At 36.9% G+C, this 26,145-nt stretch carries 25 protein-coding genes; 9 read left to right on the top strand and 16 right to left on the bottom strand.

Annotated features, from left to right (window positions below):
* Positions 1–2: 2 nt before the first annotated feature.
* The 5 genes from NOV28_RS10145 to hutI all read right to left on the bottom strand — a co-directional run bounded on the left by NOV28_RS10145 (position 3) and on the right by hutI (position 3,861).
* On the bottom strand, positions 3–800 hold the full coding sequence (locus NOV28_RS10145) for an enoyl-CoA hydratase-related protein (RefSeq protein ID WP_255930578.1): 798 nt from the start codon (positions 798–800) through the stop codon (positions 3–5).
* A gap of 115 nt (positions 801–915) precedes the next feature.
* Entirely contained in the window at positions 916–1,392 is a 477-nt protein-coding gene (gene paaD, locus NOV28_RS10140) for a 1,2-phenylacetyl-CoA epoxidase subunit PaaD (protein WP_380265628.1), read from the bottom strand.
* A gap of 94 nt (positions 1,393–1,486) precedes the next feature.
* Positions 1,487–2,236: a 1,2-phenylacetyl-CoA epoxidase subunit PaaC gene (gene paaC, locus NOV28_RS10135; RefSeq protein ID WP_255930576.1), complete on the bottom strand. Its 750-nt coding sequence runs from the start codon at positions 2,234–2,236 to the stop codon at positions 1,487–1,489.
* A gap of 83 nt (positions 2,237–2,319) precedes the next feature.
* The gene (gene paaB, locus NOV28_RS10130; RefSeq protein WP_255930574.1) at positions 2,320–2,601 is read right to left on the bottom strand and encodes a 1,2-phenylacetyl-CoA epoxidase subunit PaaB; all 282 of its coding nucleotides are present in this window, start codon (positions 2,599–2,601) and stop codon (positions 2,320–2,322) included.
* Between the two features lie 36 nt (positions 2,602–2,637).
* On the bottom strand, positions 2,638–3,861 hold the full coding sequence (gene hutI / locus NOV28_RS10125) for an imidazolonepropionase (RefSeq protein ID WP_255930564.1): 1,224 nt from the start codon (positions 3,859–3,861) through the stop codon (positions 2,638–2,640).
* Between the two features lie 150 nt (positions 3,862–4,011).
* On the opposite strand from hutI, the gene ruvB reads away from it, so the two are divergent.
* The 6 genes from ruvB (at position 4,012) to NOV28_RS10095 (ending at position 9,239) form a co-directional block, all read left to right on the top strand.
* Entirely contained in the window at positions 4,012–5,034 is a 1,023-nt protein-coding gene (gene ruvB, locus NOV28_RS10120) for a Holliday junction branch migration DNA helicase RuvB (protein WP_255930562.1), read from the top strand.
* Positions 5,035–5,050: 16 nt separating this feature from the next.
* Positions 5,051–5,659 carry a tetratricopeptide repeat protein gene (locus tag NOV28_RS10115; RefSeq protein ID WP_255930561.1) on the top strand — a complete coding sequence of 203 codons (609 nt, stop codon included), beginning with the start codon at positions 5,051–5,053 and terminating at the stop codon, positions 5,657–5,659.
* 25 nt (positions 5,660–5,684) lie between these two features.
* Positions 5,685–6,290: an FMN-binding negative transcriptional regulator gene (locus NOV28_RS10110; protein WP_255930559.1), complete on the top strand. Its 606-nt coding sequence runs from the start codon at positions 5,685–5,687 to the stop codon at positions 6,288–6,290.
* Between the two features lie 76 nt (positions 6,291–6,366).
* Positions 6,367–7,233: an MBL fold metallo-hydrolase gene (locus NOV28_RS10105; protein ID WP_255930557.1), complete on the top strand. Its 867-nt coding sequence runs from the start codon at positions 6,367–6,369 to the stop codon at positions 7,231–7,233.
* An 18-nt stretch (positions 7,234–7,251) separates the two neighbouring features.
* Entirely contained in the window at positions 7,252–7,875 is a 624-nt protein-coding gene (gene coaE / locus NOV28_RS10100; RefSeq protein WP_255930555.1) for a dephospho-CoA kinase, read from the top strand.
* Between the two features lie 98 nt (positions 7,876–7,973).
* Positions 7,974–9,239 (top strand): alkaline phosphatase family protein, encoded by a 1,266-nt coding sequence (locus NOV28_RS10095; RefSeq protein WP_255930553.1) that lies wholly within the window; start codon positions 7,974–7,976, stop codon positions 9,237–9,239.
* A 62-nt stretch (positions 9,240–9,301) separates the two neighbouring features.
* Here the strand turns inward: NOV28_RS10095 and NOV28_RS10090 are convergent, their stop codons facing one another.
* The 4 genes from NOV28_RS10090 to NOV28_RS10075 form a co-directional block, all read right to left on the bottom strand.
* Positions 9,302–10,360 (bottom strand): NAD(P)-dependent alcohol dehydrogenase, encoded by a 1,059-nt coding sequence (locus NOV28_RS10090; protein ID WP_255930551.1) that lies wholly within the window; start codon positions 10,358–10,360, stop codon positions 9,302–9,304.
* Positions 10,361–10,464: 104 nt separating this feature from the next.
* Positions 10,465–12,042 (bottom strand): Na+/H+ antiporter, encoded by a 1,578-nt coding sequence (locus NOV28_RS10085; RefSeq protein ID WP_255930549.1) that lies wholly within the window; start codon positions 12,040–12,042, stop codon positions 10,465–10,467.
* Positions 12,043–12,119: 77 nt separating this feature from the next.
* Positions 12,120–12,509: a barstar family protein gene (locus NOV28_RS10080; RefSeq protein WP_255930547.1), complete on the bottom strand. Its 390-nt coding sequence runs from the start codon at positions 12,507–12,509 to the stop codon at positions 12,120–12,122.
* A gap of 23 nt (positions 12,510–12,532) precedes the next feature.
* A complete protein-coding gene (locus NOV28_RS10075; RefSeq protein WP_255930545.1) occupies positions 12,533–14,086 on the bottom strand; it encodes an alpha-amylase in 1,554 nt (517 codons plus the stop codon).
* 220 nt (positions 14,087–14,306) lie between these two features.
* Between NOV28_RS10075 and NOV28_RS10070 the strand changes: the two genes are divergently transcribed.
* Complete coding sequence (locus NOV28_RS10070) at positions 14,307–15,557, top strand: chloride channel protein (protein WP_255930543.1); 1,251 nt, start codon at positions 14,307–14,309, stop codon at positions 15,555–15,557.
* 70 nt (positions 15,558–15,627) lie between these two features.
* Positions 15,628–16,326, top strand: coding sequence for a DUF1826 domain-containing protein (locus NOV28_RS10065; protein ID WP_255930541.1), 699 nt, complete (start codon positions 15,628–15,630; stop codon positions 16,324–16,326).
* Between the two features lie 555 nt (positions 16,327–16,881).
* Here NOV28_RS10065 and NOV28_RS10060 read toward each other — a convergent pair.
* From NOV28_RS10060 to dinB, 7 genes are all read right to left on the bottom strand, one after another.
* Entirely contained in the window at positions 16,882–19,683 is a 2,802-nt protein-coding gene (locus NOV28_RS10060) for a COG1470 family protein (RefSeq protein ID WP_255930539.1), read from the bottom strand.
* 3 nt (positions 19,684–19,686) lie between these two features.
* On the bottom strand, positions 19,687–20,697 hold the full coding sequence (locus NOV28_RS10055) for a hypothetical protein (protein WP_255930537.1): 1,011 nt from the start codon (positions 20,695–20,697) through the stop codon (positions 19,687–19,689).
* Positions 20,690–21,490 (bottom strand): fimbrial biogenesis chaperone, encoded by an 801-nt coding sequence (locus NOV28_RS10050; protein ID WP_255930536.1) that lies wholly within the window; start codon positions 21,488–21,490, stop codon positions 20,690–20,692. Before NOV28_RS10050 ends, NOV28_RS10055 begins: the two co-directional genes overlap by 8 nt.
* A gap of 68 nt (positions 21,491–21,558) precedes the next feature.
* Positions 21,559–22,116 carry a hypothetical protein gene (locus NOV28_RS10045; protein ID WP_255930534.1) on the bottom strand — a complete coding sequence of 186 codons (558 nt, stop codon included), beginning with the start codon at positions 22,114–22,116 and terminating at the stop codon, positions 21,559–21,561.
* A 461-nt stretch (positions 22,117–22,577) separates the two neighbouring features.
* Entirely contained in the window at positions 22,578–23,126 is a 549-nt protein-coding gene (locus NOV28_RS10040) for a hypothetical protein (protein WP_255930532.1), read from the bottom strand.
* Positions 23,127–23,131: 5 nt separating this feature from the next.
* Complete coding sequence (locus NOV28_RS10035; RefSeq protein ID WP_255930530.1) at positions 23,132–23,992, bottom strand: helix-turn-helix domain-containing protein; 861 nt, start codon at positions 23,990–23,992, stop codon at positions 23,132–23,134.
* 91 nt (positions 23,993–24,083) lie between these two features.
* Positions 24,084–25,169, bottom strand: coding sequence for a DNA polymerase IV (dinB, locus tag NOV28_RS10030; RefSeq protein WP_255930528.1), 1,086 nt, complete (start codon positions 25,167–25,169; stop codon positions 24,084–24,086).
* A gap of 170 nt (positions 25,170–25,339) precedes the next feature.
* On the opposite strand from dinB, the gene NOV28_RS10025 reads away from it, so the two are divergent.
* Positions 25,340–26,101, top strand: a complete 762-nt coding sequence (locus tag NOV28_RS10025; RefSeq protein WP_255930519.1) for an NYN domain-containing protein — start codon at positions 25,340–25,342, stop codon at positions 26,099–26,101.
* The last annotated feature ends 44 nt before the right edge of the window (positions 26,102–26,145 follow it).

The following is a 26,145-nucleotide window of genomic DNA, read 5'->3' as shown; positions in this document are numbered from 1 at the left end:
AATTATTTCCCCTTGTAGTTTGGTTTCCTTTTCTCCAAAAATGCAGAAACACCTTCCATGAAATCTTCTGATTCAGCAGCTTCCTGTTGCAGGATTCCTTCGATATCAAGTTGTTCGCTGAGGGAATTTTCATACGATTCGTTGAAAGCTTTTTTCGTTAAAGCAATCGCTTTTGTCGGTAAATTGGAGATTTGAGTTAATACGGCCATTGCATTTTCCATGAAATTTTCATCTTCAAAAACATCGGCAATTAATCCTAAATTTTTCGCTTCAACAGCCGATATTTTTTTTCCGGTAAATGCTAAATAATTTGCCTGTTGTCTTCCTAAAAGTTTTGGTAACCAATACGTTCCGCCTGTATCTGGAATTAAACCAATGTTGACAAAAGCTTGAGAAAAATAGGAAGATTCGGTAGCCAAAGAAATATCACAAATCAACGCTAACATTGCTCCGGCCCCAACTGCAGCTCCGTTTACCAAAGAAATAACGGGTTTTTTAGCATTTGCAATTTCCTTTACCAAAGGATTGTAATAATCGATCACAATGCGCTGAATGATTCTATCTTCATCAGAGTCGTTGAAAGACATCGCATCTTTCAAATTTTGTCCGGAACAAAACGCTTTTCCGCGTCCGGAAATCGCAAGACAACGCACTTTTTCATCACGACTTCCATTATGAACAAAAGTTCGAAGTTCAGAAAGTAAGGTTTTATTTAAGCTGTTGAAAGTTTTCTCGTCGTTCAGATAAGCGATTTGAAGTTTTCCGTCTAAATGAGATTCTATTTCTAGTTGAGTGTACATCGTTTTAATTTGAAAATTTGATAATGAGATTAATTTGAAAATTATGCGTTTTCACAAAGATAAAGTTTAATTATTATTTAAAATAATGCCTTGAATAACACATTTTCAAATTGAATTAATGACATTTAAAATAATCAAAGGGTTCCAAGCAATCGTTGCACTGGTAACTTGCTTTGCAAAGCGTAGAACCGAAACGGCCGATTTGTGTGGTATTTTCGGAGCCGCATCTCGGACATTTTTTCGGGATATTCAGATGATCTTCGTGGTTGCCTTTTTCGGGAGGTGTAATTCCGTAATTTCTTAGTTTTTCTCTGGCTTCATCGGTAATCCAATCTGTCGTCCAAACTGGGGAAATTTTGGTGATGATTTTTGTGGTAATTCCTTTTTCTTTGAAAAGTTTAATAATGTCTTCTTCAATATTAAACATCGCCGGACAAGCAGAATAAGTCGGTGTAATCACGATTTCCGCTTCATTTTCGGAAATCATTTTCGCATCGCGCACAATTCCGAGTTCCACGATGTTGATCACGGGAATTTCGGGATCGGGGATTTGGGAAAGAAGTTTGAATAAGTCTTGTTCTGTTTTTATCACGGGATTTTATTAACCACAAAAGTTATAAAAGTTTAAAATAAATTGAGTTTATCAAAAGTTCTAGACCAATAATTTTGCAACTCTCAACTAAAACCTACCAAACACAATTCGGATAAGTTCGCTGCATATATTGCAATTCGCAAAGAATATAACCAAAATATTCAGTGTGATAACCGGTTCTAGAACCTTTTTGCATGAACTCACTTTCCGGAATTTCAATTCCGAAATTGTTGAAATCTTCGGTTACTTTTTGCTTCCAGATTTCATGAAGTTTCTCGGAATCCGGAGTGATTTCTAATTTTACCAAATCCTTTTCACCATTGGTTTCAGCAAACATTCCTGCGGTATATTCCCAAAGGTTTTCTACAGCGTTTTTCAGTCGCGTTTTGCTTTCTTCGGTTCCATCGGCAAACATTTTCACCCAAGTCGAAGTGTGTGTGTAATGGTATTTTACTTCTTTTAAAGATTTTTCGGCAATCGCAGCAATTTGTTCGTCGCTGCTTTTCATTAATTCCTGATAAAGAATTTTTTGATAAACCGAAAAGAAATAAACTTTCAAAATCGTATTCGCATAATCGCCGTTCGGAAGCTCCGAAAGTTGGCAATTCAAATATTCTTTTTCCAAACGGAGAAACGCCAAATCGTCTTCCGTTTTGCCTTCATTTTGAATTTGAGCGGCATATTTATAGAAATTACTCGATTGACCGAGGTAATCTAAAGCGATATTCGTCAAAGCAATATCTTCTTCCAAATAAGGTCCTTGTCCGCAGAGTTCGCCCAATCTTTGCCCGAAAATCAGCGTGTCATCGGCAAGTTTTAAAAGATAATTAAAAAGTGGATTCATTTTTTTTGAGATTTAAGAGCCAAGGTTTAAGAGTTGAGATTGTTAGTTTTGATTCTTACTTCTTGAATTTTGTTTCTAAGAATTTACATATTTTTCACGTCGTTCGGGATTTCGTAAAAAGTGGGATGGCGGTATAATTTATCGTCTGCCGGATCGAAAAATGCTTCCTTGTCTATGCCCTCGGATGTTACCATATATTTGCTTGGAACTACCCAAATCGAGGTTCCTTCCATTCTTCTGGTGTACACATCTCGTGCGGCTTGAAGCGCCATTTCTGCAGTTGCAGCTTGTACCGTTCCTGCGTGTTTATGGGAAAGTCCAGGTTTTGTTTGGATGAAAACTTCCCACATTTCTAAGTTGCTCATTGTATTATTTTTGAGGCGTTAAGATAATTATTTTTATTAAATTTTTTCTCCGTCAATAAAAACACTTTCTGCTTTCAAACTTCCTTGTTGGTACAAAACGTTTTGAAAATTATCGGTTTTAAAGGTGACAAAATCTGCTTTTTTACCTTTTTCCAGTTTCCCGCGATCTTCCAAACCGAGCGCAAAAGCCGAACGGAACGTAATTCCCGCCAAAACTTCTGCCGTGGAAAGTTTCTCGAAAGTTGCTAAAATAGCAGCTTGGGCAATCAGATTTCCCATCGGTGCAGATCCGGGATTCCAATCGGATGCGATGGCTAAAATGCCGTTTTTATCTAAAATTTTTCTTGCCGGTGAAAATTTTTCTCCCAAACCTAAACTCGCACCGGGAAGTGCAATCGCCACGGTTTCCGATGATGCGAGAAACTCAATATCCTCATCGATTGTGGCTTCCAAATGATCGGCAGATTTTGCGCCAACTTCCACAGCAATTCTCGAGCTTCCAGGTGTAAACTGATCGGCGTGAACGGTTATTTCAAAGCCCATTTCTTTCGCTTTAATAAGGAAATTTCGGCTTTCTTCCGGCTGAAAAGCTGATTTTTCAATAAAAATATCAACGCGGTTTGCTAGGTTTTCTTCTTTTACTTTTGGTAAGATTTCATTTAAAATATATTGGAGGTATTCCTCATTATTTCCTTCAAAATCCCTTGGTTTCAAATGGGCAGAAAGGCAAGTCGGAACCAAGGTTGCTTTGGTGAATTTTTGTGCTTTTTTGATGACGCGCAGCATTTTCAATTCGTTTTCTACGTTCAAACCGTAACCGGATTTTATCTCAATCGTGGTGATTCCCAAAGAAATTAAAAAATTAATTCTTTCTAAAGTGGTTTTCAGCAATTCGTCTTCCGAAGCCACTCTCGTATGCTGCACGGAACTCCAAATTCCACCGCCGCTTTCGGCAATTTCCAGATAAGTTTTTCCTGCATTTCTCATCGCAAAATCGTTGGCTCGGTTTCCGCCAAAACAAATATGCGTGTGCGCATCGGTGAAAGCGGGTAGTGCAACTTGAGTCTCTTCTATGTTTTCAATTTCTGCAGTTGGATTCGCTGTTTTTAAAACATCAAAATCAGCAACATCGATTATTTTTGCGTTTTCGGATAAAATTCCTCCGTTTTCGATGATTTCGAGTTTATCGTCAGAAAGTTTTCCTCGTAAAGGAAGATTCGCAAGCGTAACGATTTGTTTGAATGGGCCGGTTAATTTCATAATGGTAAATTTAATGTTTAAAGATCAAGTGAACAAAGTTTTTTCTTTTCTGTCTCGATTATTTGTTTTGTGGAAATTCTGCGGTACTTTCATCCTCATTAGATTCAATAAAAAATTTTACCTTTGAGGATATACAAATTTCAAATCAAAATGTCCGATTTTTTACATGCTGATAAGGAAAATTTTTCTGATGATGAACTGATTCAGGAAGAAAAAATCCGTCCCCAGAGTTTTCAGGATTTTGCCGGACAGCGAAAAACCCTCGATAATTTGGAAGTTTTCGTAGCAGCCGCCAAAAATCGTGGTGGCGCGCTGGATCATGTTCTTTTGCACGGCCCACCGGGATTGGGAAAAACGACTTTAGCCCACATTATTGCCAATGAGTTGGGCGTGAACTGCAAAATCACCTCAGGTCCGGTGCTGGATAAGCCCGGAAGTCTCGCGGGACTTCTCACAAATCTGGAGGAAAACGATGTTCTTTTTATCGATGAAATCCACAGACTTTCCCCGATTGTGGAAGAATATCTGTATTCGGCGATGGAAGATTACAAAATCGACATCATGCTGGAAACCGGTCCGAATGCAAGAAGTGTACAGATTGGCCTGAATCCTTTTACCCTGGTGGGCGCTACAACCAGAAGCGGAATGCTGACAAAACCGATGCTGGCACGATTCGGAATCCAGAGCAGACTAGAATATTATACGATTGAACTTCTCGGGATGATTATCGAAAGAAGTGCGAGGGTTTTGGGCGTTCCGATTTATGAAGATGCAGCCCTGGAAATCGCCAGAAGGAGCCGGGGAACGCCGAGAATTGCAAATGCTTTATTGAGAAGAGTACGTGATTTCGCGGAGATTAAAGGAAACGGAGAAATTGAAATCGGAATTACAAAGTTTGCCCTGAACTCTTTGAATGTGGATGAATTCGGTCTTGATGATATGGATAACCGCATCATGCGTGTGATGATTGAAAACTTCCGCGGGAAACCCGTGGGAATTTCTGCATTGGCGACTTCTATCGGCGAAAATCCGGAAACTTTAGAAGAAGTGTACGAACCGTTCCTCATTCAGGAAGGATTCATCATCAGAACGCCGAGAGGAAGGGAAGTGACGGAAAAAGCATATAAACATTTGAATATTTCGATACCGAAAAGACCTGATACGCTGTTTTAAACTATTTTTATTATTTATGAAGCAAATTCTAGTTGTAATCATATTTCTTCTGTTTAATGCGTGTGCCTCTAAAAAGGATACTCAGTATTTGCAGTTAGGAAAGGCAGAAATGGCGAATCAGCATTTTGATGAAGCCGCAAAATTATTTACTAAATCGATAGAAAAAAATCCTGCCAACGGCGAACCGTTCTTTGCGAGGGGACTGAGTTACAATTTGTTGAAGGATTTTGAAAGTGCTGTGTCTGACTTTAACCAGGCAGAAAAATTGGGCTACACGGATGCAAAACTCTATACATTACGATCTTTTGCGTACAATATGACCGAAAAAAATGATCTTGCCCTCCAAGATCTGGATAAAGCCATTGAAATGGATCCTGATTCATACGCAGGAAATTATTATAACAGGGCAATGCTGCTGCTGTCATTGAAAAAGCCTGATATGGCTATGCTGGACTTAAACAAATATGTTGAGGTGACACAGGATCCCAACGGATATTTTGCCAGAGGAAATATTGCTTTAGGTAAAGGCGATCTGAAAAGTGCTTGCGAAGATTTCAAAAGAGCAATTTTTTTCGGAAGTACTGACGAAGAACTGCTGAAAATATCTGATGCGATCTGTAAATAACGATTCATAAAAGTTACTGCCCAATATGTACATCCCAAAAATCTATAAAAGCCAAGACATGGAGCTGATGAAAGAACTCATCAGTGAAAACGGTTTTGCGCTTCTCATCTCCAATCAGGAAAAACTTGCTGCAACGCATTCCATGTTTCTTATGACTGAAACGGAGGCGGGATTTTACCTCGAAACTCATATTTCAAAAGCCAATTTTCAGGCAAAAGTTCTGAAAGATGGTGACGAAGTGCTGTGTGATTTTCTGGGAGCACATTCTTATATTTCGTCTTCGTGGTATGACCATAAAAATGTTTCAACTTGGAATTATGAAGCGGTTCAAATCCGGGGAAAAGTGAAACTGATGAATGATGACGAACTTTATGAACATCTCCGAAAGCTGACTTTTAAATATGAAAAACCCCAGAAATGCCCGATGTTCGTGGAAAATATGGGAGATGAATATGTGAGAAAGGAAATGAAAGGCGCTTTTGGAATTCATATTTTCCCGACTGAAATTTTTATTGTCAATAAATTGAGCCAAAACAGAAAAGAAAGTGATTTTAGAAATATCATTAAAGAACTAGAGAAAACTTCGGATGAAAATTCGAGGAAGATTGCGGAGAAAATGAGAAATCTTTAAACGAAAAGTCAATTAAATCTTTGCAAACATCAAAATCAGTATCTCAAAAAATCCTTATTTTAGTAAAAAATTAAATATGAAACTATATCCTATACAGTGCGGAAAATTTAAGTTAGACGGCGGTGCGATGTTTGGCGTTGTTCCGAAAACGCTTTGGGAAAAGACCAATCCAGCAGACGAAAGAAATTTAATCGAGCTTGGAACCCGTTCGCTTTTGGTGGAAGATGGAAAAAAATTAATCTTAATTGATTGCGGTCTCGGCAACAAACAAGATGAGAAATTCTTTGGCCATTACTCACTTTGGGGCGATGATTCTTTGGATAAAAATCTTAAAAAATATGGTTTTGTGAAAGAAGATATTACCGATGTTTTCCTTACGCACCTTCATTTCGACCATTGTGGCGGTGCGATTGAATGGAACGACGACAAAACCGGTTATCGACCTGCTTTCAAAAATGCACATTTCTGGACCAACGAAGATCATTGGAAATGGGCTACAGAACCCAATCCGCGCGAGAAAGCAAGTTTCTTAAAAGAAAATATTTTGCCAATGCAGGAAAGCGGACAACTCAATTTTCTGCCTACACCGAATAGCGGGAACTACGGTTTTGCACCAGATCTGAAAATGGATGTGATTTTTGTGGACGGACATACCGATAAACAAATGCTTCCCGTGATCCAATATCAGGAAAAAACCATTGTTTTTGCGGCAGATCTCATCCCAACCGTTGGGCATATTCCGCAAGTTTATGTGATGGGTTACGATACACGACCGCTTCTAACCATGGAAGAAAAGGGAAAATTCCTGAAACAATGCGTGGATAATGAATATCTTCTTTTCTTCGAACATGATGCGCATAATGAATTGGCCAGTTTGAAAATGACCGAAAAAGGCGTTCGTTTAGATGAAACCTTCAGTATGAACGAAGTTTTTGGATACTAATTTGAAGGAAGTTAGAGCATGGAAGAAGAGAGTTTAACAAGGTCGAAAAAAATCATCGGTCTCACCGGAGGAATTGGTAGCGGAAAATCTACCGTGGCTAAATTTATTGAAGAAATGGGTTTTCCGGTGTATTATTCGGACGATCGGGCGAAGGAAATTGTAAATGATGAAGATTTAAAAAAGAAAATCAAAGAACTTCTAGGCGAGGATGCTTACGACGAAAACGGTTTTTACAACAGAAAATATGTTTCTGGAATTATTTTTAATGATGATGAAAAGCGGCTTCAACTCAATACGCTCATTCATCCCGCTGTAAAAATCGACTTTGAAAACTGGGTTAAAATTCAAAATTCTGAATTTGTTTTTAAAGAAACGGCACTTTTATTTGAATTAAAACTCAATGAAAGTTGTTACAAATCGGTTTTGGTAACTGCTGATGACAATATCCGCATCAAGCGTGTGATGGATCGCGACCAAAAAACCTACAGAGGAATCGAGGCGGTTATCGATAAACAAATGCCCGAAAAAGATAAAATCAAGCGCGCCGATTTTGTTATTTTTAATAATGAAGGAATTGATGAATTGAAATCTGCCACTGAAAAAATGATGATTGAACTGAAAGAAGTTTCCGAGAATGTGTAGTTTTTTTAGATAAATCCTTACAAGAATCCTTAGAATAAAGATTTCTTAATATTTCGGATTCAGTTTTTCAGTTTAAATTTGCATCACAATTATTCTTCATGAAAAATTTATTTTCACTAGTTTATATTTTGATTTTCGGATGGAGTTTTTCTCAAGCCTATACTGCGCAAGTTGTGGTTCCGAACCGGAAGAATGCCGCTGAATCTTTGGCAAAACCTTATGTAATTTTAATCTCTGCGGATGGTTTTAGGTATGATTATGCGAAAAAATTCAATGCAAAGAATATCCTGAAACTGGCAGAAAACGGTGTTTCAGCGAAAGCTATGATTCCTTCTTATCCTTCGATTACAGGACCGAATCATTACACGATGATCACCGGACTTTTCCCTTCGCATACCGGTTTTGTTGATAATTATTTTTATGATCAGAAGCGTAATGATTTTTTTGGAATGAGCGTTCAAAGCAAAATTTCCGACGGATCTTGGCTTGGTGGAATTCCACTTTGGAGTCTTGCAGAACAACAGGGAACACTTGCTGCTTCGTTGTTTTGGGTAGCTTCCAACAGCGATGCGGGAGGAACTCGGCCAACCTATTATTACCAATATCATGATAAATTTCCTGCTGATCAAAAGATCAATATCGTATTGAATTGGTTGAAACTTCCCGAAGAAAAACGGCCACATTTGATTACTTTTTATTTCCCAGAAGTGGATAAAAACGGCCATCTTTATGGCACAGAATCGCGCGAAGTTTGTGATGCAGTTGGTTTTGTAGATGAAACTGTTGGGAAATTAATTCAGAAAGTCAATGAACTGAATCTTCCGAATGTGAATTTCATCTTCGTTTCGGATCACGGGATGAAGGATGTAGATTTAGAAAAGCCGCTCGAAATTCCAGGAATTTTGTTAGATAAAAATCGTTTTACTTACATCAACGCGCAAACTTTGCTCCGTGTGATGGTGAAAAATGAAGCGGAAGTGAAATCCGTTTATCGGGAATTAAAGAAAAATAGAACGCGAGATTATAAAGTTTATCTCACCGATAAATTTCCTAAAAAATTGCATTATCGTACTTCTGATGACCGTTTCGGAAGAATTGGACAGATTCTTTTAGTTCCAAATGTTCCCAAAGTTTTTCTGGAATCTGGATCTAAAAAAACACCCGGAAAACATGGTTACAATCCTTTCAAAGTCTCGGAAATGAAGGCAACTTTCGTCGCTTCAGGTTCGGCTTTTCAACAAGGAAAAACGATTGAAGAGTTCCGGAATGTGGATCTTTATCCGATGGTTGCGGAAATTTTAGGATTAAAAGTCACTCAACCCATCGACGGTTCACTGAAAACTGCAAAAAAGGTTTTGAAATAAGTTTTAAATAAAAATATCCGGCTGATCAATCAACCGGATATTTCATTTTTATTGCTGAAAAATTAGTTTTTCAAAGACTGCATATCGATTACAAAACGGTAACGAACATCGCTTTTCAGCATTCTTTCGTACGCTTCGTTGATGTTTTGCATATTGATCATTTCAATTTCCGGAAGGATATTTTTCTCCCCGCAGAAATCGAGCATTTCCTGAGTTTCTTTGATTCCTCCGATTACCGATCCGGCAACTGATCTTCTTCCCATAATCATCGGTGGAGTGAAAAGAGCTTCGTCCATTTTTCCGATATATCCAACCAAAACCAAAGTTCCGCTGATATTTAAAGTGTTGATGTAAGGATTGATATCGTGGTCGTAAGGAACGGTATCAATGATTAAATCAAATTTTCCTTTTACGGAATTCATTTCATTTTCATAGGTTGAAATAACTACAGCATCGGCTCCTAAATCCAATGCGTCTTGGATTTTATCAGGGCTTCTGGAAAATAAAGTAACATCAGCGCCTAAACCTTTGGCAAGTTTAATCGCCATGTGACCTAATCCACCTAAACCGACTACAGCAACTTTGCTTCCTTCTTTCACGTTCCAGTGTTTCAAAGGAGACCAGGTAGTAACACCAGCGCAAAGAAGCGGTGCAACGGCTTTCAAATCAAGGTTTTCAGGTATATGTAAACCAAATGCTTCATCTACCACAACTTTTTCTGAGTAGCCTCCAAAAGTGTGACCGCCCAAAAACGGATCTTTCCCGTTGTATGTTCCTGTAGAACCATTCAAACAATATTGCTCTAGATTTTGTTTGCAGCTCTCACATTCTCGGCAAGAATCCACTAAACAACCAACGCCGGCCAAATCGCCAACTTTGAATTTGGTAACGGCAGAACCCACTTTGGTAATTCTCCCGATGATTTCGTGTCCCGGAACAGACGGATATTTGGTTCCGCCCCAATCGTTTCTTGCAGTGTGAAGGTCGCTGTGGCAAACTCCGCAATATAAAATATCGATTTCAATATCAGTCGGCATTACTTCTCTTCTTTCGATTTGCATCAATTGCAAATCTTTATCTTTTGCTTCGGCTCCGAAGGCTTTTACAGTTGTTGTACTCATATAATTTTTTTAAGGCCTCAAATTTATAAAATAGAAAAATGGTCTTGTCTTAATTTTTTCTTAAAGTTTAAATTTTATAGGAAAAATCATTCGATAGAACCCTTTTATTTACCGAGGCTCAGTCTTTCTTCCTGAAGATCCAAAAGCCTCAAATGTTTTCTAACAATTTCTTCGTCGAGCAAGAGTTCTTCTCTGTTTTTATTGATAAGCCAATTTCTTTGATGATCTAAAATATCTGCAAAAATTTGTTGGTATTCAGGATAATTAATGATGATTTCGGAACTGTTGACTCTGTTTTCCCAAATTTGAAATTGTTCTTTCAAGGCGGGAAATTTTTCCAATTTTTCCGGATAATTGGTTTTGATTTTATTGACGGCTATTTTTGCCAATTCGTTTCGAATTTCATAATCGATTTCTTTTTCAGATTTGGTGAAATCCCGATCTCGTAATTTCATTTTTTTTAACAAAATGGGCAGTGTCAAACCTTGCACAACGAGGGTAAGCAAAATCACGATAAAAGTGATGAAAAGGATGAGGTTTCGCTGTGGGAAAGGAGTTCCGTCGGCCAATGTAACGGGAATTGAAAGAGCAGCAGCCAAAGAAACCACTCCGCGCATTCCTGTCCAGCCTAAAACTAATGGTACCTTCCATCCGGGTGGTTCAGAATCTGCAACATTAATGAAATTTCTCATTATTAAAGTGAAAATCACAGCGCCATAACTCGCGACAATCCTAATGAGAATAAGAATAACGGTAATTAAAACTCCATAACCCAATGCTTGAAAAATACTTGTATCGCCCAATCCCGAAACAATTTGTGGTAAATCGAGGCCAATCAACATAAAGACAATTCCATTTAAAAGGAAACTGAAACTTTGCCAAACATTGACGCCCTGAAGCCGCGACGATCCGGATAGAAAGCGATGCCTTCGAATGGATAAAAACAAACCACCACTTACCACTGATAAAACTCCGGACGCATGAAATTCTTCGGCAGCGAGATACATGATAAAAGGAGCAACGAGGGTGAAAATAGTGTCCATATTGGTATCGGTAGGAAGTAATTTGTGCATTTTCATAAAGAGAAAAGCGATTAAAATTCCGATTCCTACACCGCCGATACACATCCAAAGGAAATCAAGAACCGCCTGATGCCAAACAAATTGTCCGGTGGCTACAGCAATTAATGCAAAACGGAAAATAATGAGCGATGAAGCATCATTCAGTAAACTTTCACCTTCCAGAATTGACTGAAATCTTTTTGGTATTTTCACGAATTTCAGAATTGCTCCGGCGCTTACCGCATCCGGCGGCGAGACGATTCCACCCAAGAGAAAACCTAAGACCAAAGAAAATCCGGGAATAAGATAGTTCGCAGCAAAAGCCACGACAATTGCGGTGAAAAATACTACTACAAAAGCAAAGCTAAAGACAATTCGTCGCCATCGCCAAAGTTCTTTCCATGAAGAATTCCACGCTGCTTCATACAGCAAAGGCGGCAGAAAAATGAAGAAAATGAGTTCCGGTTCGATGTTGACAATTGGAGTTCCGGGGATAAAACTAATTCCCAAGCCGGCTAAAACCAATAAAACAGGATAGGCCACTTTGATTTTTTGCGCAAGCATAATGAGCAAAACAATCACGATGACGAGGGAAAGATAAAACGCTAGGTTCTGCAGCATCTTGTAATATTTTGAGTAAAATTAATGCAAAAAACGCAAATGTTTTCTATCAATTTTAATTTTCCCTTCTGTCTTTTTTATTCTTTCAAAAGAATAATATTCGGATGGTCTGCGATAATTTCAATGACAATATCGAAGAATGTAAGTCCAGTGCCTTTTTCCAGCTCATCTATTTTGTTGATGATAAAGTTGGTATTGAAAATTTCCGGTGATTTTAGTTTGTTTTGATAGAATGCTAAGGTCGGTTGAAGACCAAGCGATTTTTTATTTTCTTCGCTATTTTTCCAGACCAATTGGATGTTTTCTTTTCCATTTGTTTCACCGAAACCTCCATATAGTAAATCATTGAACGCATCTAAACTTTGGGCAATTTTCCAGCTTTCATTTTGCATAAATACTCGGTTGATCTCCTTGTAAAAAGTTTCAATATCAGTGATGTTTTTGCCTTCAATAATGATTTTCTTCATTACCCTAATTTTTTCAATTGCTGTTATTGAGGAACCCAAACCGAAACATTGCCTGCGGGAACCGGGAAATTTCCCCAACCGTTATCATCGATCGTCACTGTATCGGGGAACCATCCCATGAAATCATAGAATTGTTTTCCGGCATATTTTTCCCCCATTTCCATGGGTTTTTCGTAAGCGTCTTTGTTGCTTAAAACTACTGCGCAACCGGCATGTTCATCGTTACCTTCGCGAGTCCAACCGAGGCAATTGGCGTCTTCGAAATAATCTCTTTGTGTTCCATAAGCAAATTGTTGTCTGGCTTTCAGGAGTTCTTCAATTTTTTCTACTTTATCGAGGAATATTTCCTGATCGTTGCCTTCTTTGTCTTTATCGGTATAATGAGCTCCAAATAAATCCGGATAAAAAATACAAGGATAGCCATTTTCTCTCAGAAGAATTAGGGCATAAGCCAACGGTTTGAACCATTTTTCTACAGGAGCTTCCAAATCTTGAAGAGGCTGAGTGTCGTGATTATCAACAACAGTAACGGAAAATGCTGGGTTTTCTAAAGTTAAAGTTTCATCAAATATTTTCCGTAAATCATAGTCAGCGCCTTGTTTTGAAGCGAGATGGAAATTTTGCTGAAGAGAAGAATCGAACAAGCTCATGCAACCTTCGGTAGCTTCAATATAATTTTGTAAAAGAGGCAGCTCTCCAGGCGCCCAATATTCGCCCACTGCAAAAATATTTTTGCCGGTATTTCCGCGAAGTTTATAGAGCCATTCTTTGTAAAATACAGGAGACTGATGTTTTACGGCGTCCAGACGAACCCCATCAAAGTGAATTTGATCATGATACCATTTTCCCCATTTGTCGAGTTCTTCACGTACGAAAGGGTTTCGGTGGTCGATATCATTGTACATCAGATAATCATAATTTCCTTTTTCGTCATCGATCATTTCTTCCCAACCATCACCGAAATCATGGATGATTTGGAAAATTCCTTCTTCCTGACCTTCCGCATAATCTACACCAGAAAAGCAGGTGAAATTCCATTCGAAATCGGAATATTTTTTTTGTCGGTTCGGGAAAGTGAATTTGGTATAACTTTCAATTTCAAAAGGATCTGAAATATTTTGCTGTCGATTTTGGGGATCTACTTTTACTGCGTGAAATTTTTCTTTTTCATCACCGCCGGCCTTGTGGTTGAGGACGATATCGGCAATTACGGAGATGCCATTTTCCTGTAAAGTTTTGCAAGCGTTCATGTATTGCTCTTTCGATCCGTACTTGGTAGGAATCGTTCCTTTCTGATCGAATTCACCTAAATCAAACAAATCGTAAGGGTCGTATCCTACGGAATAACCGCCACCGTTGGCTTTGTAAGCAGGTGGAAACCACACCGCCGAAATGCCGAGTTCTTTTAAATATGCAGTGGAATCTTTTGCTTGGTTATAAAGTTGGGCGTTTCCATCGGAATACCAATGGAAAAACTGAATCATTGTTGCGTTCATTATTGATGAATTTTGAATGGTGAAGTTAGCAAAAACTGTCCCGAAATAGTTGGAAAAGGTTGTTTTTTGTGAAAAATTCAAGATAAATCTTTTTTAAATGCCTTTTTTTTCTTGAAATCCTTAATATTGCAAAAAGACCAACTAATCTGTTTGGCCTAAACTTGTTTTCTGAGTTTCGGAACCTTTTTACATTTGAAATAAGATTGAGGCAGATGTTGTCATTACTTATTCAGTATTCAGGTTTTTGCATTGTCCAACCTTGGGATGAAGCATATTATAAAAATTAAATGCAGTAAAAAAAATGGAGCGTAAAAAAATACAAAGACATCATGAATTTCGGCTTATTGGGATTTCTATTTTAATCGCTATTGGTAGTTGTTTTCTGGCCTATTCACTGAAAGTATTTACCGAGTATTTTCAGGAACTTATTTTCAATACTGTTAAAAATAAGCAGGCGCTGCTTTTCATTTTGCTTCCTACTGTGGGAATTACTACCATCTATTTTCTAAGAAAATATCTATTCAAAAATCGTAAAAACAAAGGGATTACGGAGATTTATAAAACTATGGATCAGCGGAAAGACCATTTGCCGCTTTTTAAGATTCCTTCCCATTATTTCAATGGTTTTCTTACGGTTATTTTTGGAGGTTCAACAGGAGTTGAAGTTTCTACGGTGGTGGCTACCGCAACGGTTGGGAATGCAGCTTACGAGAAAAATTTCTCTGCGAATGTCTATAAAATGGAACTCGTTTGTGCCGGAGTTGCAGCTGGAGTGTCGGTGCTTTTCGGCAACCCGTTGGTGGGATTGTTGTTTGCATTGGAGGTGATCGCCAGAAAATTCAGTAGAACACTTTTTATCAGTTGTGGCGTTTCAGCATTGGTTTCGTGGTTATTTATGAGTTATTTCAAAGCAGACTATTTGCTTCCTTATGCACTTGCCGACTGGAAATGGGGAGCAGTTCCCTATTTTTTTATACTCAGTGTGTTGGGCGCTTTTCTTTCTGTGTATTTCACGGTACTTGTGATTTGGGTGAAAGATTTTTTCTCAGGCATCAACAGTGAGTTTATTAAGGTGAATTTAGGAGCATTGCTGGTTGGAATCCTTATTTACAGTTTTCCTTTTCTGTATGGCGACAGTTATCATTCACTAACAGAGCTTCTTAGCGGATCTGCTACTTATTCTGTAATTTTTTTGATTCTGCTTATTTTTCTTAAGCCATTAGCTTCTGCATTAACTTTGGGAGCAGGTGGTGACGGAGGTGTTTTTGCTCCAAGTATTGTTGCGGGTGCTTTTCTCGGATTTTGTTTTGCATTTTGTTGTAATACTTATTTAGGAACTGGGCTTTCTTTGATCAATTTTGCATTGGTAGGAGCTGCAGCTACACTTTCGGCCTCTATTTATGCACCTTTCACGGCTTTGTTTTTGGTTTGTAATCTGGTTCCGAATGGGTTTGTACTCTTTTTTCCTATTTTAATTTGCAGTGTTGTATCGAGATATTTGGCCCAAAAGATATTTCCTTATAATGTGTACACCTATTACTTGAAAAAGTAGGAATTGGTTTTAATTCTTCCTGAAAAAATTCACGCATTTTTATGACAACCCCTAATTTTAACCTTCAAAAATGAATATCCATTTTTCTGATGCTCCAAATATTAAAGTCGTATCTGCTTTTTCAGATTTGGTAGAAACAGCGTTTGAAGGAGTGATCAATGCCATAGAATGGAATAGGAAATTAGAAGGAAATTTTGAAGAAATCGTTTCGAAGCTCCGTTTACAGGAGAATATTACTGAAATAAATACTCAAGATCTTTTAGCTCTTCTGCTCTCTGAAGATGCGAAAAAAGCAAGGGCCGTGATTTTAAATGATTTGCAATTGCTTACTGATTTTGGCGCTTCCCCTTCGCTCAATTTGCTGAAATGTTATGAACGAGATGAGGAGTTTGATTTTATATCAACAGATGTTTATTCTTGGCATGTTGATCGGTCACCTGTTGGAACGCAGACTTTTTTATGTACCTATTATGGTGCGTCAAGTGATATTTTGCCCAATGATCAAGCTGAGCAGAAAATTGCAATTCCGGAAATTCGAGAGCGACTTAGGGAATTGCATGAAGGTTCAGACGAGGAATTTGAAAGTTTTTTGAAAGACCATTATTTTGATCTTCATTACCAAGAAAAGCCGGGTTCGAAGCCGATAAATTTAGGTCAAGGTTCTCTTTGGAAATTGGCTGTAGAGCATCCTGGGCAGCAGGTTTTGCCATGTATTCACCGCGCACCTAAAGAAAGGGAAGGAGAGTATCGGCTATTGTTGATTTGTTGATATTGATTTTAATATTATTGGTTTTTTTATTTGAAATCTATTATTTTAACTCAATATGGAGATTTATTTCTGCCGTTTTTGCCGGAAATGACTGTTTTTGCCGAATTTGCCGAAAAAGGTTGTTTTTGCCGAAAAGGGCACTTTTTGCCGATAGGAGGTTAGTGCCTTTATGGTGGGCTAGGACTGGGCTTTGCCTAGGCTTTGACTGGGAGAAAAATAGGCTTTAGATGTTGAATTTGAAAATGAGTTCCACTCCTTTTCGCATTCTGCTGAATCCAACTTATTCATTCATCATCTTTGGTTAAAGCAAAACGATGAAAGATGTTGGGATAGAGTTTCTGGAATTAAAAACAATGGTCAAGCGAAAGGATTTATAAAACGTTACTATAGTTCGCTAGTTTCATCGGAATGAAACTTTTGTGTCCTAGCATGAAACTTTTGTATCATCGGCATGAAATTCGAGTGAAACATTGCGATTAGGAATTGAGATAAAGAAGAGAGAATGAAACATCTTGTAAAAAAGTATCCTCTCTAAGGTTGGAAGGATGTTCTGAATTATTCTGAGATTCCAAATTTTTTAACTTGAACTTTTTTCTCTTTTATTTTAAGGATGAAAGGGTTTAAAACTTTTGCCACCCCTTCTTCGGCGGTTGTACGTTGTAAATTATCATCTATATAGACATATTGTGGAAGTATGGAATTGTTGATGAAGATTTCATAGTTTCCTAAAGGTAAATATGCAGTATATTCTCCAGTTGCGTTCGTGTAAAATTTAAAAGTTTTATTCAGTTTGTTTTTGAATATAATAGGAATTCCGGCTAGAATTTGAGGCACTTCATAATGATTTTTATTTGTTTTCATATATTCTACTCTTCCTTTGATGATGCTTGTCTTTTCGAGAGACATTGTAATGAAAACTTCTTTCTGATCTACTTTTATTTTTTGTTCGTCAGTGTACCAAAGGTTTTCAAGAGATTTGATAAGATAATCATTATAAGGAATTTTACGATAGCTAATGTTGCCTTTCTCATCAGAAATAAAAATAGTATTGTTTATTTTTACTTTTATATTAGAAGCCGGACTATCTACCAAAGGATCAAAAACGTTGTTGTTGTTTAGATCATAAAAGGTGAAAACCTTCAGATTACTGCTTTTGAATTTTGTAGTTTCCTCACCAAAAGTGGGTAAATCTTGATTGATTCCGATCTGGAAGTAGGTGTTTTTATTGTTAAAATCATTATTAATATATTTATTATAATTGAAATTAGCAAAGATTTTTGTCTTGCGGAATGCTCTGTAATCGAAATTGGTATTAAACGAAATATTTTTGCCATAGCGATTATCGTAATTGCCAATCGCACTTACATTGATATTCATTTTTTGATTGAAAAGAGCAAGCCTGTAATTGGCCATCGCGGATATTTTTTCTGTGTCATTCACGACTGAACCGTTCGAATTGCCTTCGTAAAGCATAAAGTTTCCACGTTGGTAGCTTGTACTGAATACCAGATTGCCATGGTACCAATTGCCTTGAACTTGATAAACGTATTGTGGTTTGGTTAGATTGAGATAATAGGAAACCCCCTGTGATTGAGTAAGATTAAATTTGTCTTTGTTATTAGGGGTGTTATAATTAAAAGTAGAATATAAGAAGACCGATCGGAAATCAACGGGTTGTGATTGTAATAAATTAGAGGTAAAAAAGTCAGAATGTTCATTCATCCATTGCGAACTGATATTGGCAGTTAAACCTTTAGCCAATGAAAAGCTGCTACCCATTTCCATTTTGTTTCTACGGGAATAGGAGTTGTATTGATACAGAGGATCAATGCTTTTAGGATTATAAATATTTAGATTATATCCGACATAAAGAGAAAATTTTTCAAAAGATCTGGAGATTCGTTCTTCAAAAACTGTATTTCCTTTTTTAATACCAGGATAGTAACCCGTACTATAATAATTGTTTGAACTGAGAATATATTGTTTCCAATTTTTACGATAATTAAATCCCAAAGCAGCAGAAGGGACTGTAGATTGGTGATCAATTTCAGATAGGGTATAACCGTATCCAAAATCAAAATTATAAAAAGTGTTTTTTCTGTTATTATAGGTATATCCGTTTTTAATGATAAAGCTTCTTTGGGAAGAATCGGTATCATAAACAAATTGATGGTTGGTTGTTATCTTTTCATTAAAGGCGATCGCGGCAGTTGCGAATGTAGAATATCCTCTGAGAGAATAATTCAAGTGAAAAGGGTCAAAAAGATTATAGGTTTTCTCTATAATCCCCGCATTAATGTTGAATTTGTTCTCTGATATACCCGTATAGGAGAATTCAGCACCTCTTCCGTTGACGTTAATGTCCAAGTCGCTAACATTTAGGTTTCCTAATTGTAATCCTAAAAGACGATGCTCTATTTTCAACCAAGTATTTTGAAACTGTAAATCTGTACCAGAGCGAGGCCAATATATTCCGTTCATATTGACGCTTGTTTTGGTATTTCCGATATTAATTTCCGAGTGGAGATCAATGTTTTGGGAACCTGAAAGCTCAGAAAAAGGATTGGTTGCGCTCCAAGAAATATGATTTGAAGAATTTGGATTCAAATTTTGATAGCCGTTGATCGGGTCCACATACTTTCTGCTACCAAGTGCATTCTGTACCATCACCATTGTATTCCCGAAGTATTCTTTATTGCTGTCAGTTCCTGCAATATTGACCGTGAAAATCTCCAATTTCAGTAATTCTTTATTGATGATTTGTGAAAAAACAACCTCTTGGTTCGTGAACGGCTTTAGTTCAATTGTCTTTTTTAAATTGTTTTCTCCTCTATAATTTTGAGGGAAAGTAGCGAAAATTTCTACCTGTTCGGTTTGGTTACCTCCGTTATATACTTGTGTGGAAATTTTTAATGAGTCACCGATTTTTTCCATTAAAACCTGAGGCTGATTAGCAATAATTCTCAATTGTCTTTTCGGTTCGATAACCAATTGAGTTTTGGTGGCCGCTATAATTTTATGATCAATATTTTTTAGAAAAAAATTGACTAGGGAAATACCGGCGGGTTGGTTTTTTCCAACGAATGCTTTGAATGGGAGGAAAACTCTTTCGTTCGGAGACAATTTCAGGGTGCTATTGCTGCTTAAGATTCGGATTCCTTCATCAGTAGCGTAGCTAAGTTCTAAATTTTGTGTGGAGTTTGTGTTATTTTGAATTTTTACTTGCAATGAAAGCATTTTTTCATTGACGGCAATGATGGATTTATCGGTTTCCAATACAATGGAATCTGATTGAGCAAAACTAAATATTGTACCGAGAAAAAGAAATAAAACTAATGTTTTTTTTAGTGTTTCCAAAATCTATTGAGGAATGATACTGAATATTAAGGTGCCTGAATATTGTTCGTATGCTTTGTTGAAAAAGTTGGTATCACCAGCCTGTGTGAAATATGTGGTATCAAAAAATTTAGAACCACTATGAGCGGTGCTGGAAAGGATGGTCTGCTGTGTGTTGGATAAGCTGATCGTATTCATCACCATTTGTGTTTGGTTATCTTTTACTCTTAGTTTAATGCTACTGATCGGTAAAAGCTTGTTGTTAATACTTGACAGATTATTATTTAATGCATTAACCTGTACTACATAAGGGGTATTGGATGTAGTCGCAAATGCTTTTGTGAAACTTTTAGACACGCCATTCGCATAATCTCCAGCGGTTTTGAATTCTAGCAGAATGTTATTGGCATTTGGGTCAAATTGTATTCCATAGGAAGGGGTGGTTGGAGGGAGGTCATCCGGATGCACCTGCATGTCGAAATATACAGGTTTAGAATCCATTAGGTCTCCTCTTCGGTTTCTGATTTCTATGATAAGATTTACCTTGTAGTTATTCCATGATGAATACTGGGTGAGATAAGCTCCACCCTCAGCCTGCACATCATATTTTAAGGTTAATGCAAAATAACCATTGGTTTCTAAACTATAAGAAGAGTTTGGAACAAGGTTAGAACTACCAATTGAAAAAATAATGGGTGTCGTAAGTACTCCCACATTTTGTGTTGTTGGAGTAATATTCTTGGGAGCTGGTATAGTGGCTTCCAAACTGTTATAGATGAATTTCAACTTTTCCGGTGGGAAGTTTTGTGTGCCATTAGATATTAATCCATCCACTCTAAAACTCAAGCTCCAGTTGTTTAGCTTGCTACCATTAGAATCATATAGCTGTATGGGAATATAAATTAGATTAGGAGTTGTAGCACCTGCATAACTTCTTACCGGTAAATATCCGGCATTATTTGGAACAAGTTTTATAGCTTGAGAAAAGCCCCAAGTTGCATAAAATAAACTGATAAAAAGAATGGACTTATTCATGAATGAAGGTTAATTCGGCCATTTTAATCGTATCATCACCATAGGAAAACGTTGAGGTTGCAATGTATTTCCCAGGTTTTAAATCTTTCGGAAGCGGTATCAAAACGCTTCTCTGATCTCCCGGCATGGTGTAGATGATTTGATCTTCTAATTGGTACTTTTTACCATCACTTTGGTTGATCAGTTCTGTTGCAATTGGACCATCTGTCCAAATATTGCCTTTGTTTTCAATGGCAAGTTCTAATTTATTGAATTTTTTATCAAATATAAAATTAGTAAACTCAACATCGGAATGGGTTGGAGTGTTGTAGTTGTGATAAATTTTAATTCCGTTTCGTAAACTTACTTTAATCAATGCACCGTTCTCATTATAAGAGTCAATAGGATTGGTTTGGGTAATGAATAGCATTGCAGTATGCACATTCAGTGTGTCCGTTCTTGTTGCAGGAGGTGTTACTGTTACTTCAACTTCCTTAGATTCTCCAGGTTCTAAACTAAAATACGATTGAGGCTGAACAGAAATCCAATTAGAACATGAATTAGGAAACGATTCTGGTTCTGCCATAATATTGCTCCCGTGTTCATCATACTTCCAATCGTTGAAGGAAATGGTCAACGTTAAAGCATTCTTTTTACTAGAATTGGTTACAATTATTTTTTTTGTTGTGCTTTCGCCTGCTGCAGAACTGAAATAATTTCGCGGTGGAGTTACTTCAAGAGAGGTTTGTGCTTTGAAAAAAGTACCAGAAAGAAATAACAATGATATGATAAGGAATCTAAATGAATCGTGCATAGTATGAAATAAAAAGACAATTTAAGAGATTGCTCTTAAATTGTCCTATAAATGAGTTCAGTTATATATTATTTAGCTGCAATCGTGTAGGTAACAGTGGTTGTATATACTGTTGGGTTTTGTGCATTGTGATATTTATTGATATAGTTATCACTATCACCTTTAGCAGCATAGTTAATGTTAAATGTTGCGTTGTTCGCACCAAGGTCACTAGAAATGATTTCTTGTCCTACTGTGGTACTAGTGCTTAATTGTTTAGGTGTTAGTGTAGCTCCAGTTAAAGGATTTGTTGTACCAGGTTTAGGAGTAATGGTGATGTCTGAACTATTGATGTTATCCGCAGAAAAAGTACTATTGGTTAATTGAGTGCTTGAAGATTTTACTGATACGGCAAAAGCTCCGGTACTGTAAACTTCTAGATGATCTTTTTGGTCTAAATTTACCCCATTAGCATAATCACTAGTTGTTTTATAGTCTAAGTTAACAGTAGTCTGTGTTGGATTAACCACGATAGTTTGAATTGGATAAAGATTAACATTAAGTGTAGCTACTGATGTAGCTTGTGCATTAACAGTTAAAGAAAATAATGTTGCAATTACGCTGAAAATAAAAATTGATTTTTTCATAATATTTCTAAATGGTTTTTGTTTTACAACTCTATGCTGATAGAGGAGTGCTATTTGAGTGGTGCAAATTTAAGTTGCTAATATTCAACAACAATTATGAAAATAAACAAAAAAGTTATCCAAATGTGAACGATAATTAACTTCGCTTTTATTTGATAATAATGAAATAAATACCATTTATTGTTGAGAATATTATAATAAATGGTGAGTTATTTTTTTATATTTTTTTACGAAATCTGAAAAATTTTAATAGTTACTCGTGTTTTTATATTTTACAAAGGAAAATTTAATGTAATAAATCGTTAACATTGCCTATTATGTTATCTCTTAAGATGTCTATGTAGAACTTGATTCAGTGTTTCCTTGTTGTTTCAAAGTGTGTAGTATCATCAAAAAAAATCCGTCTCTTATAATTAGAGACGGATTCGTTGTTATTGGATTGTTTAATTTGATGGAATTATTTAGCTAGGTTCAATGCTATAATAAACTTGGGTAGTATATACTGTTGGAGACTGACTTTTGATATATTTATTCATGTATTTATCCCCGCCCTTTGCGCTGTAATTGATGGTAAAAGTTTTGTTGTTGGCACCTGTGTTGCTGAAAATTAAAGGGCTGTCTGAAGTTGAAAGTGTTACTGGTGTAGCACTGAATGATTCAACTCCATCGACGGAACCTTTGGTCGCTGTCACGGTAATGTCAGAAGCGGCGATAGTTGTTCCGGTATTTGTTGAACTGGTAAGATTAGGGTCAATTGATTTAACCTTGATTGTAAATCCGCCTGTGCTGTATACTTTCAGGTGGTTGTCTTCAGTGATTTGCACACCGTTTTTATAGTCTTCATTCGTCTTGTAATCTAAATTTACATTGCTTTGTGATGAGTTCAACTCAATAGTCTGTACCGGATAAAGGTTTACATTTAAGGTAACAGGTTCTGAACTTTGAGCTTTTGTGCTGAAAGAAAACAATAGGTTAACCATTGTTATCAAGATTAATGTATTCGCCTTCATGGTGGTTATTTTATTGGTTCTGTTATTTTAGTAGTCTTTAAATCTGAATTTCGAAGTAGCGATTGTTCCCTATACTTTCGTGGAGAAGTTCCGGTGTGTTTTTTAAAAAAATTACTAAAGTTGCTTTCTTCAGAAAAACCGATGTCTATACTGATGTTTTTAATCGGGACGTCAGTTCCTTGCAAAAGTTTTTTTGCCCTCTGTATTGCTTTTGCGTTTATAAAACGTTTTGTAGTGCATCCATATATACTTTTAATTGCATTGTCTAATGTTCTTTTAGTGATATTGAGTTTATCCGCATAATATTCAACATTGAATTTGAATGTTGCTTCTTCGTCAAGGATAAATACTAAATCATTTGCTACTTCTTTTTCGTAAGAATCTTTTCGGTAGCCTTCCATTTTAGGATTTAGTTCTAGTAAAGTTCTGATCAGTACAAATTCTAGAAGATTACGGAGGATATTTCTTGAGAAAAGTTTATTTATCCCTTCTTTTTGGGTTGGTAAATAATAATGTCTAATTATGTAACGTTGCTCCAAAAAGGTATTCTTAATTTTAATACCTAAAGGGTTTTTGGAAAATATTTCAGTTTTTAAATATTTCAAAAACTCCAAATGATCCACAAAAAAATCAATCGTAAACCATACGATCACAGCATTTTTCGGTTTTCCAATAACCTGTATAGGGCTGTTTGATGGAATGAAGTAAAATGATTCAGGCTCTATATGGATTTCGTTATCGAAAATTAATATGTGGGTATGGTCAGTAGCAGTGTAAAGAATTGAGAAACTTGGAAAACTGACTGTGTCATCACAAATTTCTAAATCTTTAAGGTAACTTACGCCCCAATCTCTATACTTCTTCATTAATCACAATTTTGTAAGGTTATCGCGCTACTGATATAAATTATAGTATAAAGGTAATAAAGTTTTAATAATTACCAAATAATATTGTGATTTATATCATAAATTCCTCAAAAGGGATTTTCAACTGTACTGAAACTTGCTTTTTTTCTAAAGTGTTAAGGTTCGAAAGCGAAAGTCCCAACAAACGAACGGGTTTATCAAATGGCCGAAGTTCCCAAAGTTTCTTGGCTGTTTCGTAGAATTCGGTTGAGTTTTGGAAGTAGATTTCTTGGGTTTTGCTGCGGGTATATTGGGTGAAATCTTTGTATTTAATTTTTAAGGTTAAAGTTTTGCCTTTAATTTCTTTTTTAGAAAGTCGGTTTTCGAGTTCCTGGCTGATGATTTTTAATTGCGCAAAAACGGCATCTTCATCCAAAAGATTATCCCAGAACGTTTCTTCCACGGCAACACTTTTCTGGATTCTGTGAGGTTTTACTTCGCCGTGATGGATCCCGCGAACGACGTTGTAATAATAATTTCCAGATTTCCCGAAAAGTCGAATCAGTTCTTCCAAAGATTTTTTCTTTAAATCTGAACCTTTGAAAATATGTAATTCATGCATTTTATTGGCTGTCACTTTCCCGATTCCGTAGAATTTTTCAATCGGCAAGTCTTCCATAAACCCGAGAATTTGAGTTGGGTGAATGGTTTTCTGTCCGTTGGGTTTGTTATAATCTGAAGCCACTTTAGCAAGAAATTTATTGACCGAAATTCCTGCCGAAGCAGTGAGTCCAGTTTTTTCATAAATTTTCCGACGGATTTCTCTTGCGATATCGTTGGCGGAAGCAATTCCTTTCTTGTTTTCTGTAACATCTAAGTAGGCTTCATCTAAGGAAAGTGGCTCGACAAGATCGGTGTATTCATGAAAAATCTCCCGAATTTGCATTGAAATTTCTTTGTAACGCTGAAATCTTGGTTTCACGACAATTAATTGAGGGCATTTTTCCAAAGCCATTCTTCCGGGCATTGCCGAACGAACTCCAAATTTTCGTGCTTCGTAGCTTGCGGCTGCAACCACACCATATTGTCCGCCACCTACACAAACGGGTTTCCCGCGAAGTTCCGGATTGTCATGTTGCTCCACAGAGGCATAAAATGCGTCCATATCTACATGAATGATTTTTCGGTGGCTTTGCATGAGGTAAAATTAGCAATTGTAACCGAAAATCGATGATGAATGAGCTGACTTTGGTTTAATTTTTTTTAATATTAAATTCATTTATCGCGTCTTTCATGGCTTTGTTTGAGAGATTTAATGTAAATTTGGGTAAATTGTATCCAATACAATTATTAAAAAAGATAAACAATATGACCGACGATAAATTAGCCGTACTCATCGATGCAGATAATGTTCCTTATAAAAATGTGAAGGAAATGCTGGAAGAAATTTCGAAATACGGAACGCCAACCATCAAAAGAATCTATGCCGACTGGACCAAACCTACCGTTTCCGGCTGGAAAAATGTGCTGTTAGAAAATGCCATCACGCCAATTCAACAATACAGTTACACGACCGGAAAAAATTCCAGCGACAGCGCTTTAATCATCGATGCGATGGATATTTTGTATTCGGAAAAAGTGACCGGATTTTGTATTGTTTCCAGCGATAGCGATTTTACAAGATTGGCAACCCGGCTTCGTGAAGCAGGAATGATGGTGATTGGATTTGGAGAAAAGAAAACGCCAAAGCCTTTTATTTCAGCCTGTGATAAGTTTATTTACCTGGAAATCCTCAACAGTACCGAAGAAAGCGAAAGCGCTGAAGAACCAGAAACTGCCGTCGCTAAAAAAGCTACCAAAACCAAGAAAAAAGCGGAGCCATTGAGTAAAATTGATGCCCGAACCGTGAAGTTGATTACGGAAAGTATCAACGCTTTAGCAGATGAAGATGGTTGGACTTTTCTGGGAAATCTCGGAAGTTTCATCATCAAAAAGAAACCCGATTTCGATCCGCGAAATTTCGGTTTTGCGAAGTTGTTGCCTTTAATTAAAAATATTGCGAAAATACAGATCGACGAACGCGAAACCGGTGTGGGAAACATTCGGCATATTTATGTGAAAGTGAAATAGTCTCGTTGATCATTTCATGAAAATAAAAACGCACCTTATAAAAA

The organism is Kaistella montana, from assembly GCF_024436175.1.
Taxonomy (GTDB): Bacteria; Bacteroidota; Bacteroidia; order Flavobacteriales; family Weeksellaceae; genus Kaistella; species Kaistella montana.
Note: the sequence above shows the minus strand (reverse complement) of the source record. Positions and strands in the feature narration are given on the sequence as shown.